At 41.2% G+C, this 16,438-nt stretch carries 20 protein-coding genes and 1 tRNA gene; 4 read left to right on the top strand and 17 right to left on the bottom strand.

From position 1 onward, the window contains the following. Window positions 1-25: 25 nt before the first annotated feature. The 4 genes from J2S25_RS08685 to J2S25_RS08700 form a co-directional block, all read right to left on the bottom strand. Window positions 26-98: transfer RNA gene (locus J2S25_RS08685), tRNA-Val, on the bottom strand. A gap of 168 nt (window positions 99-266) precedes the next feature. Further along, window positions 267-2,177 carry a TRAP transporter permease gene (locus J2S25_RS08690; protein ID WP_307191741.1) on the bottom strand — a complete coding sequence of 637 codons (1,911 nt, stop codon included), beginning with the start codon at window positions 2,175-2,177 and terminating at the stop codon, window positions 267-269. Window positions 2,178-2,208: 31 nt separating this feature from the next. Then, entirely contained in the window at window positions 2,209-2,745 is a 537-nt protein-coding gene (locus J2S25_RS08695; protein WP_044393594.1) for a DUF1850 domain-containing protein, read from the bottom strand. A gap of 113 nt (window positions 2,746-2,858) precedes the next feature. Then, entirely contained in the window at window positions 2,859-3,854 is a 996-nt protein-coding gene (locus tag J2S25_RS08700) for a TAXI family TRAP transporter solute-binding subunit (protein ID WP_084221794.1), read from the bottom strand. 182 nt (window positions 3,855-4,036) lie between these two features. On the opposite strand from J2S25_RS08700, the gene J2S25_RS08705 reads away from it, so the two are divergent. The 3 genes from J2S25_RS08705 (at window position 4,037) to J2S25_RS08715 (ending at window position 5,799) form a co-directional block, all read left to right on the top strand. Then, entirely contained in the window at window positions 4,037-4,777 is a 741-nt protein-coding gene (locus tag J2S25_RS08705) for an alpha/beta hydrolase (protein ID WP_307191703.1), read from the top strand. Window positions 4,778-4,857: 80 nt separating this feature from the next. Beyond that, complete coding sequence (locus J2S25_RS08710) at window positions 4,858-5,367, top strand: YjcG family protein (protein ID WP_044393590.1); 510 nt, start codon at window positions 4,858-4,860, stop codon at window positions 5,365-5,367. 6 nt (window positions 5,368-5,373) lie between these two features. Then, complete coding sequence (locus J2S25_RS08715; protein ID WP_044393589.1) at window positions 5,374-5,799, top strand: GNAT family N-acetyltransferase; 426 nt, start codon at window positions 5,374-5,376, stop codon at window positions 5,797-5,799. Between the two features lie 99 nt (window positions 5,800-5,898). On the opposite strand, the gene J2S25_RS08720 is transcribed toward J2S25_RS08715, so the two are convergent. Beyond that, window positions 5,899-6,225, bottom strand: coding sequence for a hypothetical protein (locus J2S25_RS08720; protein WP_307191704.1), 327 nt, complete (start codon window positions 6,223-6,225; stop codon window positions 5,899-5,901). A gap of 197 nt (window positions 6,226-6,422) precedes the next feature. Here J2S25_RS08720 and J2S25_RS08725 point away from each other — a divergent pair, with 197 nt between their 5' ends. Beyond that, on the top strand, window positions 6,423-7,340 hold the full coding sequence (locus J2S25_RS08725; RefSeq protein WP_307191705.1) for an aldo/keto reductase: 918 nt from the start codon (window positions 6,423-6,425) through the stop codon (window positions 7,338-7,340). A gap of 32 nt (window positions 7,341-7,372) precedes the next feature. Here the strand turns inward: J2S25_RS08725 and J2S25_RS08730 are convergent, their stop codons facing one another. From J2S25_RS08730 to wecB, 12 genes are all read right to left on the bottom strand, one after another. Next, window positions 7,373-7,972 (bottom strand): class I SAM-dependent methyltransferase, encoded by a 600-nt coding sequence (locus J2S25_RS08730; protein ID WP_307191742.1) that lies wholly within the window; start codon window positions 7,970-7,972, stop codon window positions 7,373-7,375. Window positions 7,973-8,272: 300 nt separating this feature from the next. Beyond that, the gene (gene spoVIF / locus J2S25_RS08735; protein WP_044390968.1) at window positions 8,273-8,527 is read right to left on the bottom strand and encodes a sporulation-specific transcription regulator SpoVIF; all 255 of its coding nucleotides are present in this window, start codon (window positions 8,525-8,527) and stop codon (window positions 8,273-8,275) included. Between the two features lie 500 nt (window positions 8,528-9,027). Then, a complete protein-coding gene (locus tag J2S25_RS08740; protein WP_307191743.1) occupies window positions 9,028-9,177 on the bottom strand; it encodes a YjcZ family sporulation protein in 150 nt (49 codons plus the stop codon). A 105-nt stretch (window positions 9,178-9,282) separates the two neighbouring features. Continuing rightward, entirely contained in the window at window positions 9,283-9,639 is a 357-nt protein-coding gene (gene spoVAE, locus J2S25_RS08745) for a stage V sporulation protein AE (RefSeq protein ID WP_044390966.1), read from the bottom strand. 15 nt (window positions 9,640-9,654) lie between these two features. Next, entirely contained in the window at window positions 9,655-10,668 is a 1,014-nt protein-coding gene (gene spoVAD / locus J2S25_RS08750) for a stage V sporulation protein AD (RefSeq protein ID WP_044390965.1), read from the bottom strand. After that, the gene (gene spoVAC, locus J2S25_RS08755) at window positions 10,669-11,142 is read right to left on the bottom strand and encodes a stage V sporulation protein AC (RefSeq protein ID WP_044390964.1); all 474 of its coding nucleotides are present in this window, start codon (window positions 11,140-11,142) and stop codon (window positions 10,669-10,671) included. Window positions 11,143-11,157: 15 nt separating this feature from the next. Beyond that, window positions 11,158-11,640 (bottom strand): YhcN/YlaJ family sporulation lipoprotein, encoded by a 483-nt coding sequence (locus tag J2S25_RS08760; RefSeq protein ID WP_307191706.1) that lies wholly within the window; start codon window positions 11,638-11,640, stop codon window positions 11,158-11,160. A gap of 185 nt (window positions 11,641-11,825) precedes the next feature. After that, on the bottom strand, window positions 11,826-12,569 hold the full coding sequence (locus J2S25_RS08765) for a glycosyltransferase (protein WP_307191707.1): 744 nt from the start codon (window positions 12,567-12,569) through the stop codon (window positions 11,826-11,828). Further along, window positions 12,562-13,482, bottom strand: coding sequence for an NAD-dependent epimerase/dehydratase family protein (locus tag J2S25_RS08770; protein WP_307191708.1), 921 nt, complete (start codon window positions 13,480-13,482; stop codon window positions 12,562-12,564). The genes J2S25_RS08765 and J2S25_RS08770 overlap by 8 nt, the downstream gene beginning before the upstream one ends. Continuing rightward, window positions 13,475-14,296, bottom strand: coding sequence for a dTDP-4-dehydrorhamnose reductase family protein (locus J2S25_RS08775; RefSeq protein ID WP_307191709.1), 822 nt, complete (start codon window positions 14,294-14,296; stop codon window positions 13,475-13,477). Before J2S25_RS08775 ends, J2S25_RS08770 begins: the two co-directional genes overlap by 8 nt. Next, window positions 14,293-15,279, bottom strand: a complete 987-nt coding sequence (locus J2S25_RS08780) for a polysaccharide biosynthesis protein (protein ID WP_044390959.1) — start codon at window positions 15,277-15,279, stop codon at window positions 14,293-14,295. The genes J2S25_RS08775 and J2S25_RS08780 overlap by 4 nt, the downstream gene beginning before the upstream one ends. After that, window positions 15,272-16,363, bottom strand: a complete 1,092-nt coding sequence (wecB, locus tag J2S25_RS08785; protein ID WP_307191710.1) for a non-hydrolyzing UDP-N-acetylglucosamine 2-epimerase — start codon at window positions 16,361-16,363, stop codon at window positions 15,272-15,274. The genes J2S25_RS08780 and wecB overlap by 8 nt, the downstream gene beginning before the upstream one ends. Between the last annotated feature and the right edge of the window lie 75 nt (window positions 16,364-16,438).

The raw sequence follows: 16,438 nt of genomic DNA on the forward strand, positions 1-16,438 counted from the left end.
AAGGATTCAGGCGTCAATTCCAATATGATTCCTACTGGGTTCGAACCAGCGACCTCTACCCTGTCAAGGTAGCGCTCTCCCAGCTGAGCTAAGGAATCGTTATAATTTTGTCCTGCTTGATGAGGACATTTATTACTATAAACTGAATTCAGCATCGTGTCAACAATATTATAGTGTGAATGGTTCTTGAAAATATCTTTTCGATTATGCAAGAACGGAAGAATGAGAAGAAAGAAGCCCCATATAAAGCGGACTTCTTCTCAAAATTAACTTGCTATACTTGCCTTAGGGGTATTTTTTCTCTTGCTCAGTAATTGCAAGGCAATGATTAATATAAATGAACCTAGACCAATAATATCGGAAATTTTCTCTGGATAAATTAGCAGCAATCCGCCAATCATTGCGATAACTCTTTCATACCAGAATAGACTCCTTAACCAATGCCCGATAATGCCTGCTCCAATTAATATCATTCCTGATAACGCAGTAAAAACTACCCAAATCAACTCATACCACGTTGTATCTATCATCAGCATTTGAGGTGACAAAACAAAAATGTAAGGAATGATAAAGGCAGCAATTGCCAGTTTTGATGACATTACCCCTGTTTTTAGAGGTTCTCCGCCCGATACACCAGCTGCTGCAAATGCTGCGAGTGCTACAGGGGGCGTAATATCCGCGATAATTCCAAAATAGAAAACAAATAAATGTGCTGATAAATCCGGTACTCCAAGCAAGATGATTGCCGGTGCTGCAATGGTAGAAGTGATAACATAATTTGCAGTTGTTGGTGAACCCATCCCCAGAATTAGGGAGGCAATCATAGTAAAGAACAATGTTGGGATCAATGCTCCTCCAGCAAGATCCAATAGACCATTTGCAAGCTTCAACCCAAGACCTGTTTTCGTTACAACACCTACAATAATACCTGCTGAAGCCGTTGCAGCTACAACACCAAGTGCCGAACGCGCTCCATCTACAAGAGCCGCTATTATTCCTTTGAATCCTATCCGTGTTTCTTTTCTAATCGCACTTACCACTACGGTAATCAAAATACTCCAAATAGCTGATCTCATAACGCTCATGCCAGTTAACATCAAAACCATGATAGCCACAATCGGAAAGAGCAAATAAAGCTTGGAGAAAATTTCTCTCCGTCCAGGAATTTCATCATCCGTTAAGCCTCTAAGCCCTACTCTTTTTGCTTCAAAATGGGTCATGATCCAAATTCCGGTAAAATAGAGAACAGCAGGGATAGTTGCCGCTTTTGCAATGTCCCAATAAGTGATCCCGCCGCCAATAAATTCAACCATTAAGAACGCAGCTGCGCCCATTATTGGAGGCATTAGCTGACCACCTGTTGAAGCAGAAGCTTCTACAGCACCAGAGAATTCCTTTCCGTACCCCAATTTTTTCATCATTGGAATAGTGAAAGCTCCAGACTGAACAACGTTTGCAACCGAACTTCCGCTAATTGTTCCTTGTAAAGCACTAGAAAAAATCGCAACCTTCGCTGGTCCGCCAATTCTCTTTCCGGCAATAAACACGGCAAGATCATTAAAATATTGGCCGACACCTGTTTTTTCTAGAAAGGATCCAAACAATAAGAATAAAAAGATGAATGTGGACGAAACACCTAACGGGGTCCCAAGAATCCCCTCGGTTGTAAAGAACATCGTTTGAATCAAGCTGTCAAAATCCAATCCACGATGTGCCAGGAATCCAGGCATATAAGGTCCATATACTGCGTATGCCATGAAAAGAGCGGCGATTACCATGATTGGCAGCCCCACTGTTCTTCTGGTAGCTTCAAGAACGAGCACGATTGCAGCAAGCCCAATAGAAAAATCAACTGGTGTAAGTCTCCCAACCCGATTTACCAGCTCGTCTATCATTACAGGCCAATATGCACCGACCACCACTGCAAGCAAAGCTAATAGGATGTCAAACCAGGTAACTTTATTTTTCGAAAGGTTTTTTTTACGGGCAGGAAACAACAGAAAGATTAGTGCAAGCGCAAATCCCAAATGGATCGATCGCTGAAGCTGTGCTGTTAATACACCGAATATAGAAGTGTACAGCTGAAATAGCGAGAAGGTTAACAACAAGATAAATACAATTGTCCCGATTATCCCTTTTAATTTCCTTGAAGCAGCTTCTGGATCGTATTTCTCCATCAGTTCTTGCTGCTGTTCTAGCGTTAATGTATCATGGTTCGTTGTGCTCAAGGATATTCACTCCTCTTAATTGCTGTAGTAAGTTTATTTTTTCCACTTGTATTTTGACGCTTGTCCCAGGTTCAATTGCTTTTGACAACGGAAAAGATAAATTATCTTGAACAAAAGTATGATTCGCGCGAACTTTTCCGACACGCAGGATGAAATTATCAAACCTTCTGTTCATATTTTTTATATAATATTTGCCATCCTTCATTTCAAAGCTTTCCCCTTCTGCTGGTTGGGATGGCATTCCGATTGCAAAGTCTTCGTATTCTAATTCATATTGGCGAATTTCCCTTTGCTCCGTAATTTGATAGCTTTCTATCACATCTGAAAGGTGGATGGAATGCGTATATTTTATCTTGAAACGATCGCCCTCTGAGATTGGGATAAAACACAGGATTTCCTCTCGCTCCGGTTGAATAAAAACAAGAGCTGTTTTATATGGTATGTAAAAGAAACTGAACGCCAATAAGAGAAAGAGGAACACTAGAATGAAGAGAAATCTCTTCCTAAGTAATTTCATTTTCTTCCGCCTCGCCCGTCTGCTATCCATTTACGAAACTGTACGAACATCAATCAAAAAAAGGGACCGGACAGAGGAACCTTGAAAGTTATTGTCCGGTCAAAGTCTATTTATTAATTAGCAGCCTTGATTCCCTTTTCGTCAAAATATTTCTGAGCTCCTGGATGAACATCGATTCCTACACCATTCAGAGCGTTTTCTGGGTTAATTTGTTTTGCTTTTGCATGTTGAACCTTATCCAAATTTTCAAAGATCGCTTTCGTGATGTCATAGACAACTTCATCAGAAAGTCCTGCTTTTACAACAAGCATTGCCTGAACTGCAACAGTCGGAACCGCTGCACTAATTTTATACGTTCCGCTACCAATTTCTTCTTTAGTGTAATATGGATATTTCTCGATGAGTTTATCTGCTTTGTCAGCATCCACTGGTACAATCACAACTTTGTCTGTAGCAGACAATTCTTCTACCGCCGCAGTAGGATGACCCGCAGTTACGAACGCTGCATCAATATTTCCATCTTTGATGCCATTAACTGATTCATCGAAGCTTAAATCTTGCTTTTGAATGTCGTCAAGAGACATACCATACACCTCAAGGATTTGCTCAGCATTTGCTGCTGTACCAGATCCGGGAGCACCGATGGAGATTTTCTTACCTTTTAGGTCTTCAACGGTCTTAATTCCTGTTTTTTCTGTCGTTACAATCTGGATCGTTTCAGGATAAAGGGTGCCAATTGCTTTGATATTGTCTATCGCATTTCCTTCAAACATTAATTTCCCTTCTGTAGCATAGGATGCAATGTCCGTTTGGGTGAATGCGATTTCTCCTTTATCGTCTTTAATACTCTGCATGTTTTCTGCAGAAGCTCCAGTTGTTTCAGCATTTGTATCAATTCCAGTTGCATCAGAGACAATGTTGGCAAACGCGCCGCCCAATGGGAAGTATGTACCACCTGTCCCGCCCGTTAGGATGCTCATAAATTTAGGTTTTTCTTGTGTTTGTCCCTCGCCGCCGCTCGTTTGGGTAGAACCGCCCCCACATGCTGCAAGCGTCATGGAAAGAACAAACGTTAGCACCATGTACAAAAGAAATTTCTTTTTTACCACATTATTTCCCCCTTATTATATAGAATATTCAATATAATCTTAACATAATTATTCATGCTTTTGTCAAAGAAAAAATATTTGAAATTAACTCTACCTTTTATGGCCTGAAAAGCTTTTTTCTACTACCTATGTTAAAATCGAACTGACAATTAGTGCAATTTGATGAACCGGGAGGTAAGTAAATGGAGTTTCCTATTGGTAAAATGGAAGAAATACCTTTTCAAAGCAAAGAGCTTGGGGAAGAACTGAGTTTGCTTGCATATCTGCCTGCCAATTATTCCCCATTATATAAATATTCCTTACTGATCGCACAGGACGGCCGAGATTACTTCCAACTAGGCCGAATTGGCAGGATTGCCGATGAACTCCTGGGCAAAAATGAAATCGAAAAAGTCCTTATCATTGGAGTCCCCTATCATTCAGTAGAAGACAGGCGACAAAAATACCATCCACAAGGGGAAAAGCACCACGCCTATATTCGTTTTCTGGCTCATGAGCTTATCCCATATTTGGATGAACGATATCCAACTTACCAAATGGGCATGGGGCGCGCCTTAGTCGGAGACTCACTTGCTGCAACCGCTTCCTTGCTAGCGGCTATCCAGTATCCACATACTTTTGGTAAGGTTCTGCTTCAATCTCCTTATGTGAATGAGGAAGTACTTTTGGCAGTTAAAAACTTCCATACACCTGAGTTGCTAAATATATACCACACGGTCGGCGAACGGGAGACAGTGGTTCGAACATCCTCCCCGGATAAAGATTTCCTAACTCCCAACAGAGAGCTTTCCAGGATATTTAAGGAGAAAGGCTTTGGCTATTTTTACGAAGAATTCAGCGGCGACCATACTTGGACCTATTGGCAACCCAACCTCAAACGAGCCATGAAAACATGTTTTCTTGATGAATGCTTCTCTATATAATATATTTCGAAAATTTGTTATAATGAAGGACAATCATATTTTCGGGTTGCTTAACACTATCATGAAACGGGGGTTTTTAGATGAAATTCGGTATTGTCATTTTTCCATCAAAGAAAATCCAAGATTATGCAAATTCATTAAGAAGACGGTATGATCCACATTATGCATTAATCCCGCCGCATCTTACATTAAAATCGCCATTTGAAGCAACTGAAGAAGAAATTAAAAATGTCGTCCAAAAAATCGATGCGATTGCCAGGAATTTTAATCCAGTCTCTCTAAATATTACAAAGATTGGTTCTTTTAAACCGGTAAATAATGTAATATACCTGAAGGTGGAATCACCTGAAGATTTAGTCTCCCTCCATTCTGAGCTAAATTCAGCATTCGAAGGAGACCAGGAGTATAATTTTGTGCCGCATATCACCATCGGACAGAATATGTCAGATGATGAGCATTCGGACGTGTATGGTTCTTTGAGGATGACAAAAGTCCAATTCGAAGATACTGCTGATCGCCTCCATTTGCTGTATCAATTGGACAATGGTTCGTGGACAGTTTATGAAACATTCAGGCTTAGAAAGGAATAAAAAATCGTGGAAGTAAAAATAGTTACGAATGAACAAGAATTAGCAGATGCATTTGAAGTGCGCAGGACCGTTTTCATTCATGAGCAGAATGTTCCGGAAGAAGAAGAAATTGATCAATACGAATCCGACTCTGTTCATTTCGTCTTATATGACGATCACCAAAAAGCAGCGGGTGCAGGAAGATTCCGTATCCTTGATGGAATCGGAAAGGTCGAGCGAATTTGTGTTCGAAAAGAAAATCGCAAATCTGGAGCAGGTATCGCCCTCATGAATAAAATCGAGGAATATGCGAAGTCTCAGAGCCTGTCAACCTTGAAATTAAATGCACAAACACACGCCCTTCCCTTTTACAGCAGGCTTGGGTATGAAACAGTTTCAGAGGAATTTATGGATGCCGGTATCCCGCATAAAACAATGAAAAAATCGATATAAGACTCAAAACCCCCATTCTAAATTGAACGGGGGTTTGTTTGCTCTAAAAGTATATGACCAACTAGCAGCTACAATAAAGAAAACAGCACGGCAGCTAGGTCAAATTGTCTCGCTGTAGTATCTTCCCTTACCTGTAATTTCAGCATAAGCCTTATTGACAACGAATGGATGTACCTTTTTCTTACTTATTGGTTCCTTGCCTTTGATACGTATATCGAAAGCTCCTGGCTTAATATCCAACACGGGCTGTTGCTCCTTCTGAAAAAGGGCAGCTGTTTGCTCTTGTTGGTCTTGTCCTTTCAGCAATGGAGCTTCTTTTTGAATCCGATTCATGCCCTGAATCATATACGGGTCATAATCCAAACCTATTTCTCGTTCAGCATATTGGCTATATTGATAATTTATGACCGGAAGAATGTATCCCATTGTTTGATATCCCCCCAATTTACGAATACTCACTATATACTACTCTTTCTTTTCCCTGTTTATGACCGTAGTAAACTTTTTCAAATAACAGTACCTTGACAAATGCCAAATGTCCTTTTAGGGATTGTAGTTCGAAATAGTTTTGTTCAAGAGGTTGAAATGATAAGATTGGTATAAATTATTTAAGGGGTGATGGAATGAAGTACAGACGATTAGGTAATACAAACCTTAATATATCCGTAATAGGAATCGGAACCTGGCAATACGGCGGTGAATGGGGAAAGGATTTTAAACAAAATGAGGTTGATGCCATTCTAGATAAAGCAAACGAAAAAGGCATCAACTTCCTTGATACAGCCGAATGCTATGGGGACCATTTGTCTGAAAGCCTAATTGGAGATTACCTGAGCCGGAATAAACGCGAAGACTGGATTGTGGCAACAAAATTCGGGCATCATTTCCATGGTAATTTTGAAAGAACACGTCACTGGAGTGCAAATGAAGTATTGAAACAGCTCGATGCCTCACTAAAAGCGCTACGTACAGAGTACATAGATTTATATCAGGCCCACTCATGTACGGATGAAGAATTCAACAACGACGAATTATGGACAATGCTCGATAAGCAAATGGAAAAAGGGAAAATCCGCAGCCTCGGGATCTCTCTGCGATCGAATGAAGAAAGTTATCAAACAGATCACGCTTCTGACGTTAACGCTGGTGCCATCCAGGTCGTCTACAACCGGCTTGACCGGAAGCCAGAAGAAAAAATCCTCCCTACCAGCCGATACCAAAACCTAGGGGTACTTGCCCGAGTTCCGCTGGCAAGTGGTTACTTAAGCGGTAAGTATAAACCAGGTGTGACTTTCAGCGCGGATGATGTTCGCTCAAAACATGACACGGAAGAAACTTCCCTGCTACTCAAACAGGTAGAAGAGATTCAACAAAACGAAGTGCCTGATGGTGTTCCAATGGCCACTTGGGCACTATCCTGGGTCTTGAAACATCCTGCAGTAACTGCCGTCATCCCAGGCTGCAAGACACCTGAACAAGTGGAACTGAACGCAAAAGCAGCACAGCTGGCCGATGATAACCATCCTCAGAGTATAAAATAGTTCATTTTTGCCCCGGTAATATACCGGGGCATTTAATTTTTCAATCTATAAACTAAAAACCTTTCATTCGGGTTATTTTCCAGCAGATTCACTTCCTTTACCAGTTCAAACGTTGTCTGATTCTCCAAAAAAAATAGATAATCTTCAGATGGATAATATAGAATCAAGTCAATCTCCCTTGGATGTTTTTCAAAAGAAATCATGATGTTCTTTATTACAGTCATGAAGATTTGAACCGTAAAAGGGTTAAAAAAATAGAACTTGTTTTCATTAGGTGAAATATCGTATTCCTCTGCCAGCAGGCAATAAAAAGTGATCCTATCTCCTCTGTTTCGATAGTTGTTTAAGTAACTTTGTTTATTTTTTAGAGCTTCCAGGTAGAATGTTTCATTCATTTCAACTCCGACTACACTTGCCTTGAAATGGTGGTGTAGATAAAAATTCAATCTCCCTTTTCCACATCCAAAGTCGACAATTTGATCATGACTGCTCATATTGTATTCATTGAAAAATGTCTCAAGCGCACTATATGGAGTGGGCTCATATCGATGGTAATGTATGGAAGTCATGAATCCTTTTTGTTCACCAGTTGTTTTGATATTCAGCAATTTATCAAATTGATTTTCAATGATGATGATCCTACTCCATTCTTTAACACTTCAAAGATGTTTGGGCCTTCTTTTTCAATTATTCCAGAATGTTTTCTGCTCTTGGCATAGCGGAATTCATTAGTCAGCCCGTCTATTTAGGTAAAGTGCTTTTTCATATATAAGATGATTTTACCTTATACAATTCAACATAACTAGTATTTGCGGAGAATCATAGGAAAGGACGCACCACGAAAATTTTCGGAATTTTTTGTTAACCAAGATAAACATAAATACCAAAATCAGGACCAACTTCGAGTCCTGATTTGTTGTTCCTGATTTTAGCTACTTCTTGTTGATCATTTTGGAAATCTGGCCGAAATCAAGCTGCTTTCCATCCTTTACAATCGATTCAACAATCTTGTCTTCCATTTCTTTGTTCACCGGCTTGTTGGCCAATTGTGAAACACGGCGAATTACCCCTCTTACCGTTTGCTCATCTTTAAAGTTTGCATTTTGTAATGAATTTGCCAGCTCAAACACATCTTTCATATTTACGCCCGTCTTTTTTTCTATATTCTTAAAGAAATGATTATCCATATAAAATCACGCCTCCTTCTTTCCCTACTCTATTGTATGAAGAGATACAAAAATGGTGAAAGGCAGTGATGAAAAGGCGCAAACTCTTTGAAGTCTGTCATCCAATTTATTGTATTAAAAGATTTATTTTGAAAAAAATACGTGAATTTCACTCCGTCGGAAAGACTCCTTGTTCAAATCCGAAAAACGTTGCCTACATAATAACGCCACTTTGGCTGGCGGGGTCTAACAGGCTTTGAGAGGAAAAGGCGCAAAGTTGTCAAGATACCCATGTTTTTTTGACAGGTTTGAGAGGAAATGGCGCAAAGTTGTCATGATAACCATGTTTTATGACAGGTTTGAGGGGAAATGGCGCGAAGTTGTCAAGATACCCATGTTTTTTTGACAGGTTTGAGAGGAAATGGCGCAAAGTTGTCAAGAAGGCATATTATAAACAGCGCGTGGCGCCTAAAACAGCAAAAGCTGTTCCGACACGGAACAGCCTTTGCCATTGTTTTCAATTAGTTGTAGAAGCTGGCTCCTACAATAATCAACAAAATGAATAACACGACGATCAATACAAATGTGGAGCCGTAATAGCCGCCGCCACCGCCGTAGCCGCCGCCACAACCGCCGCCACAAAAGCCACCATAACCGTAGCCCATTCTTATCACCTCACTTTTGATTGCTCATTAACAATATATGAGAGGTGCTTCCGAATTGTATGGGCGAGTTCCTATCATTTTTTGAGGAATGTAGAGTTTTACCTATTTAGTTTAGCCTTTAGGTTTAAAAATTAGTGCACCGATAAAACCAAAAATGACAGCAGCCGACATACCGGAACTTGTAATTTCGAACATTCCCGTTAGGACGCCTACGAGTCCATGCTGCTCGGCTTCCTGTAATGCACCGTGAACCAGGGAATTTCCGAAGCTGGTGATTGGAATGGTTGCGCCGGCTCCTGCAAAGTCAATTAAAGGCTCGTACAGTCCAAAGCCATCGAGGATTGCTCCAATCACCACTAGCAAGCTCATCGTATGAGCCGGAGTTAGTTTTACAACATCAAACATCAACTGACCGAATACACTAATCAAACCTCCAATGACAAAAGCCCAGAAAAACATTGGCAGCATGATGATTCCTCCTTTCTAATTCCTTTCAATCGCAACTGCATGTGCGATGCAAGGGATGGTTTCTTTCTGTTGGAATGAAAGCGGCGAAAGCAATGCTCCGGTTGCAACTACCAGTATCTTTCTATAAACACCCTTTTTCATATGATTCAATAGGTGGCCATATACAACCGACGCCGAGCATCCTGCACCACTGCCTCCTGATTGGACAGGCTGATCTTCGTTATAGATTAACAGTCCGCAATCCTGAAATTGTTCTCTTGTAATTTCTAGTCCAGCCTGCTGAAGAAGTTCATATGTAGTAGCCTGGCCGATCCTTCCAAGATCTCCCGTAACAATTAAGTCATAATAAGACGGGTGCCGATGTAAATCCTGTAAATGAGAAATGATCGTATCAGCGGCAGCAGGGGCCATAGCTCCTCCCATATTAAACGGATCAGAAATCCCTAAATCAACTACCTTCCCAATCGTAGCCGATGTTGTGACAATTTTCCCTTGTTTATCCTGGTTATCTGTCAAAACTACCGCCCCAGCACCTGTAACGGTCCATTGTGCAGTGGGGGGCTTTTGACCGCCATATTCTGTCGGGTATCGGAACTGTTTTTCCGTTGCAGCGTTGTGGCTGGATGCTCCCGTTACCACCTTTTTTGCACCCTGATAATTAATGATAAAGGATGCAAGTGCGAGACCCTCCATTGAGGTGGAGCATGCGCCAAATAATCCAAAATAAGGGATTGCCATTGTCCTTGCAGCAAAGCTGGTAGGGGTAATTTGATTAATCAGATCCCCAGCTAGCATGAATTGGATTTCTTCTTTTTGGAATTCTCCTTTTTGTAAGGCTGAATGGATTGCCTCTTCCAGCAAGACTCGGTGCGCTTTTTCATAGGAATCCTGCCCCATCCAAAGATCATCATGAAGGACATCAAAATCTGCTGCAAGTTTTCCTTCTGCCTCAAAGGGTCCTCCAGATGTACCCCAGGATTCAATGACCGGACTATTGCTGAATTGCCACGTCTGCTTTCCAGTCAACATTTACAGCACCCCCATCATTGTCCATAAAGTTTTGATCAGCGCAACGATAAAGGCTGCAAAGACTCCGAATAATATGACGCTTCCGGCAAGCTTAAACATATTTCCCCCAACACCAAGGACAAAGCCCTCCGTCCGATGTTCAATCGCTGCTGCAATGACTGAGTTTCCGAACCCTGTTACTGGAACTGCACTGCCAGCTCCGCCAAATTGGCCGATATGGTCATACACTCCGAACCCAGTCAAAAGCATCGAAATGAAAATCATCGTTGCAACAGTCGGATTCCCTGCTGTTTGTTCGGTAAAATCAAAGAAGTAAATATAAAAATAAGTGATCGCTTGTCCAACTGCGCAGATCAGTCCGCCAACCCAAAAAGCGTTCAGGCAATTCTTCCATACCGGCCGTTTGATCTCATGTTTTTGTTCAAGCTGTTGATACTGCTGTTGTACTGGCGTTAAATTTTTCTTCTTCCCCATTTCGTTCACTCCTTCTTATGTCATTTCTTTTTTTAAAGAGATTACACGTTGCAATTGCTGTTCCGCCTTTTTTTCTGAAAAGGATGGATCCTTCATCCTCTCCAGCAATTCGATCGTCTCTATAAAAATTTTATAATCACTCGACACAACGAAATCTTCATTTGGATAATGGTCTTCCAGTAGCTTGTTGATATCCTTTTCAATTTTCTTCATGCCAAATCGCTTTAAATGCTTTACCTTATAGGCAACCAACGTTTCTTCCTTTCCTTTAATTACCGCAACATCGTAAATGGCGTCAAGAGTCTGTATATCTTTTTCTACTTTTTCTGCCAGCTCTTTATTCTTTTGTTCATAAGGAGCCACGGTATCGGGTTCTGGATTGACCGATTGGATCATCGATTTCCTGCTGTCTGGGGAAGTCTTGCCGAATGAACAACCTGCTGCTGTCAAAGTAACAATTAGCACGATAAAAAAGTACTGCCATCTTCTCTGATTCATCTCGTTACCCATCCCATTCTGAAATTTTGACACTAAGTTGATTCTATTTTTCACTTGTTCACAGTAAATTATTTATTTTTCTATCTTCACCAAGGAGTCCATTTATTCCCATCGCTAAACTTTGCTTGCCTATTTAGGAACATTTTGATCAAAAAAAGATCCGCAAATTGGTAGCGGACCTTTAGCTAATTTGAATTTTTATTCACGATAGCAGCAATTTCCTGTTTAATCAGGCTCTTCATCGCTGCACTATGTTTATTTTTCACCTTCTCAATCTCTAGTTTAATGGTAGTTGCATGCTTTTTTGTTCCCATTTCCCCATGAACCCTGTAATATAACAAGGCAAGCGGGATATACAAGAAGTCATAAACTTGTATCAGCCTGAGCCAGAAATCATAGTCATGTGTATATGGCAAGGACTCGTCAAAATAACCAATTTCGTCAAAAACTCTGCTATCCAGCATGACAGTACAGCCATTAATCGGGCAGTTGACGCGTAACATTTTATAAAAGAGGAGCTTGTTTGTGAATGGATACTCCATCGCTTCGCTGACGACCTGGCTATTTTCATTTATAAAATAGAAGGACATGAAGGAAGCCATGCTCCCTGTTTGCTCCATAAATTCTACCTGCCGCAACACTTTATCCGGAAGAAAAATATCATCTGAACTTAGCCAGCAAAAATAATCTCCGTCAGCAGCTCTAATTCCTTGATTGAGCGCACTCGCGGTTCCGCCATTTTCTTTTTTACAATACTTGATCCGGCCAGTGTCAATGTATTTTTCCAGCTTTTCCACATGCTGAGTCGATCCGTCATCGACAACGATGACCTCGATATGGGGATATGTCTGGTTCAGTGCACTCTCAACTGCCTCTTCCACATACGCACAATTATAAAATGGAATAATAATGGATACTTTTTTATTCATCCATATTCTCCCCTATTCTTCGGCGGTGATATTCTAAAATATCCCGTAAGGATGTTTGCAAACTGATCGACGGTTCCCATCCCAAATTGTTAAGATCTTGTAATGTTGAATATCCACTTACTTGTTTTATTGTTCGTTTTTGCGGCTTTTGCTCGTTTACTTCAAATTCTATGACAGATAACTGCCTGAGTTCTTCAATCACTTCCCTCAAGGGTCTCTTAACACCTGTTCCCAGCTCATACACATGGCCTTTTTGTCCGAGCTCTGCCAGAATGGCGAATGCCTTTACCGCATCCCTCACATCCAGAAAATCCCTTGAGGCATCCAAGGAATCAAGGGAGATGGTCCCGCTTTGTTTTCCACTCTCCATCTGGACAATTTTCTGTGCAAGGATCGAACAAATTCCATTTGCAGGTCCTGGTCCAATCAAGTTGGTCGGCTTGACAAACAGAATATTCATTTCAAATAAATGCTCCCACGCCTTACTCACCTGAAATTGGATTGTTTTCGATAAGGAATATGGGTTGGCTGGTATTTCTTCCGGCTGTTCCTGGAGCATGGAGCCAACGACAATCATATTGGCTTTCGGACAACTGTTTCTGACAGCCTCCAATAAGTGGACTGTCCCCATGACATTCATGGAAATACATTCATCTGGAACCACCCATGATTCCCCGACATTATTTAAGCCTGCCAAATGGAGAATAAGTTCGGGCTTGATTTCTTTTATTACTTCCCCTATTCTTTGCTGGCAGCCTAGATCCCCGTATATCAGCTTTACGTCTGAACGCTTGGAAGGAAGGCTCCTTACCATCCCTGTCACATCGTAGCCACAATCCGCAAAAAATTGGCAAGCATGCCTGCCTATGAATCCGTTTGCCCCGGTAATGAGTACTTTTCTGTTTCTATCCATTCTGCTTCATCCAATTAGCCAGAGCGGAAATCATTTCCGGATAATCTGGCACTTGGTAATCAAAATCCTTTCTTGTACTAACCAAAGTCCGATCGATCGAGAGACGTCCATCTTCGATAATTTTTACATCATTTTTTTGAAAGGATTGCTGTAAAAGCATCAACAAATCATGCTTTGAAATTGGTTGTGGAGCTGTTAAGTGAAGTAGTCCAGTAATATTCTTCTGTATAACGTGGTCGATCCCTTTTGCCAGCTCCAATGTCGTGACTCCATTCCACCATACATTTGTGAAGCCGTTTACCATGCCTGTTTGTTGCTGAAACCAGTGGAACAGCCCGATGCCTGATTCTTTGAGTTCCGGGCCAATGATCGAAGTACGAATGGTTAAGTGTGGCGCATGTGTTATTTCACCAAGCGCTTTTGTTTTTGCATAAATGGAAGTTCCATCGAGTAAATCGGTTTCCGCATACGATCCCTTTTCGCCTGAGAAAACACAGTCAGTACTGATATGGATCACCTTGCCTTCGTACAGACTAGCGGTCTCCGCCAGTACATGCGGAAGAAGGCTGTTCACCTTTATGGCTTCAACAAGGTTTGCGGCTGCTTGATCATTCAATAGACCAATACAGTTGATGATGACATCTGGCTGCTTATCAGATATCAGCCCCTTAACCTCATCAAAATTAGCTGCGTCGAGTGGAATCCCCTCCCCTGTCCTGCTGGTAAAAGAGACCTCGTAGCGATCGATTCTGCTCAAATAGTCAGTAACCATATGGCCAGCCATTCCTTTTCCGCCCAATATCAAAATTTTCATGGCAGAAATCTTCCTTTAACAAGCATTGTCCTGATTTCTTCTAAAGACATCAGCTTTTCACTTGAATTATAATTTGCCAGCTTTACTTTAGGATAATGTTGATAATGGGTTTTCAGGTTAGGAATTTCAATGGTTGGAAGGATGACATAGTAATTTTCATCATAGGCAATGGTATTTTGACTTTCATATTCCGAGAATAAAATTTCGTGCAGCTTCTCCCCTGGCCGGATTCCAAGTTGTGCCATCCCGACATTTTTCTTGCCTGATGCGGCGATTAATACCTTCGCAAGGTCTGTTATTTTACATGTAGGCATCTTCATGACGAAAATTTCTCCGCCAATGCTCTCGGCGGATGCCTTGAAAAGAAGTTTGATGGCATCCTCAATCGTCAGGAAAAATCTAGTCATTTCCATGTCGGTAATACTTATCTGGTTGTTCTTGGAAATTTGGTCTTTGAATACATGGATGACACTTCCATTTGTTCCCAGTACATTTCCACCGCGAACACATACAAATCTCGTGGTAGTTTTCAACAGATTGGCGTGAATGATCAAACGCTCTCCCATTGCCTTTGTCAGGCCATAAAAATTAGATGGATTGGCCGCCTTGTCCGTTGAAATATAGATCACTTTATCGACTTTGTTTTTTATTGCTACATCAATGACATTCTGCGTTCCGAGCACATTCGTCTTCAATGCCTCCAAAGGTTGATCTTCACATACTGGCACATGCTTAAGAGCGGCAAGATGATAAATATAGTCGGTTCCTTCTGTTGCTCTCATTAAGACGTCTTTCTCTTTGATATCGCCAATGATAAACGTCAGCCGCGGATCCGAAAATTGTCTCTTCATCGCCACTTGACTTGATTCATTTCTGGAAAAGATCCTGATTTCTCTTGGAGTCTTTTCCAGCAGTTGCCTTACAAGTTCATGTCCCCAGGAGCCAGTACCTCCGGTTACAAGAATGGTTTTATTTTCAAACAATTCCTTTCCCTCCCAATATGAATTTAACTACCTTTGAAGAAACATGCAGGTCTTCATATCCAGCTGGAAATGGCCAATCAGCATTTTGGCTGACCATCACTTTTACCGCTTGCAGAATTTGCTCAGCCTTCACTCCGCTTACGATATTGCTGCCGCATTCTACCGTTTCTGGCCTTTCAGTTGAGTTCCTTACAGTAACTGCCGGTACGTGCAAGAGACAACTCTCCTCCTGAACCGTTCCGCTATCTGTAAGCACACAGAAGGCATTTTTCTGAAGTTTAATAAAGTCAAATAATCCAAATGGCTCATGAAATTCTATTAATTCACTTAAGCCGATTGTGAATGCTGACTGCATTTTAGAAGCAGTGCGGGGATGAAGGCTGCAAATAATCCTTTTTTTAAACGTTCCAGCCACCGTGTTCAAGCCTTCCATAATTCCTGTCAAAATTTTGTCATCATCGACGTTTTCCGCTCGGTGAATGGTTGCTAAAAAATAGTCTTTTTCTTTTAACTCAAGGGTTTCAAGAATTTTGCTATTTTCAATGGAGGGCTCATAAAACTTCAAAACTTCTAATATAGGATTGCCAGTAACAAAGATCCGATTAACGGGAATCCCCTCTTTGATGAGGTTCTCTCTGCTCTTTTCGGTGTATGGAAGATTGTAGCTTGACACCGCGTCGATAATCTTCCGGTTCTTTTCCTCGGGGACACGAAGGTCAAAGCATCGGTTGCCAGCTTCCATATGATAAACCGGGATATTCATCCGTTCAGCGAGAATGGCGCTTAAGGCACTGTTCGTATCACCCAGCAGCAAGACTTTGTCAGGCTTTTCTATCTCAATTATTTTTTCCAATTCTGAAAACATCGACCCAAGCTGACCTCCAAGTGAGGTCTTTTTTAGCGAAAGATGATAGTCAGGCTCCCTGACCTGCAGCTCTCGAAAAAAAATATCGCTTAGCGAGGCAGTGAAATTCTGACCGGTATGGACTATTAAATGTTTGTCTGCAAATTGGTCTAGTTTATCGATAATCAGGCTTAGCCTAATGATTTCTGGCCGTGTTCCCAGAATTGTTAAAATCTTCATCGCTTTCACCTCTCATGGCGTATAGTAAATAGCGCAATTCACTATAATTTATGCACGGTAAGAAATGATGCATGG

This window comes from Mesobacillus stamsii, assembly GCF_030814065.1.
Lineage (GTDB): Bacteria > Bacillota > Bacilli > Bacillales > Cytobacillaceae > Mesobacillus > Mesobacillus stamsii.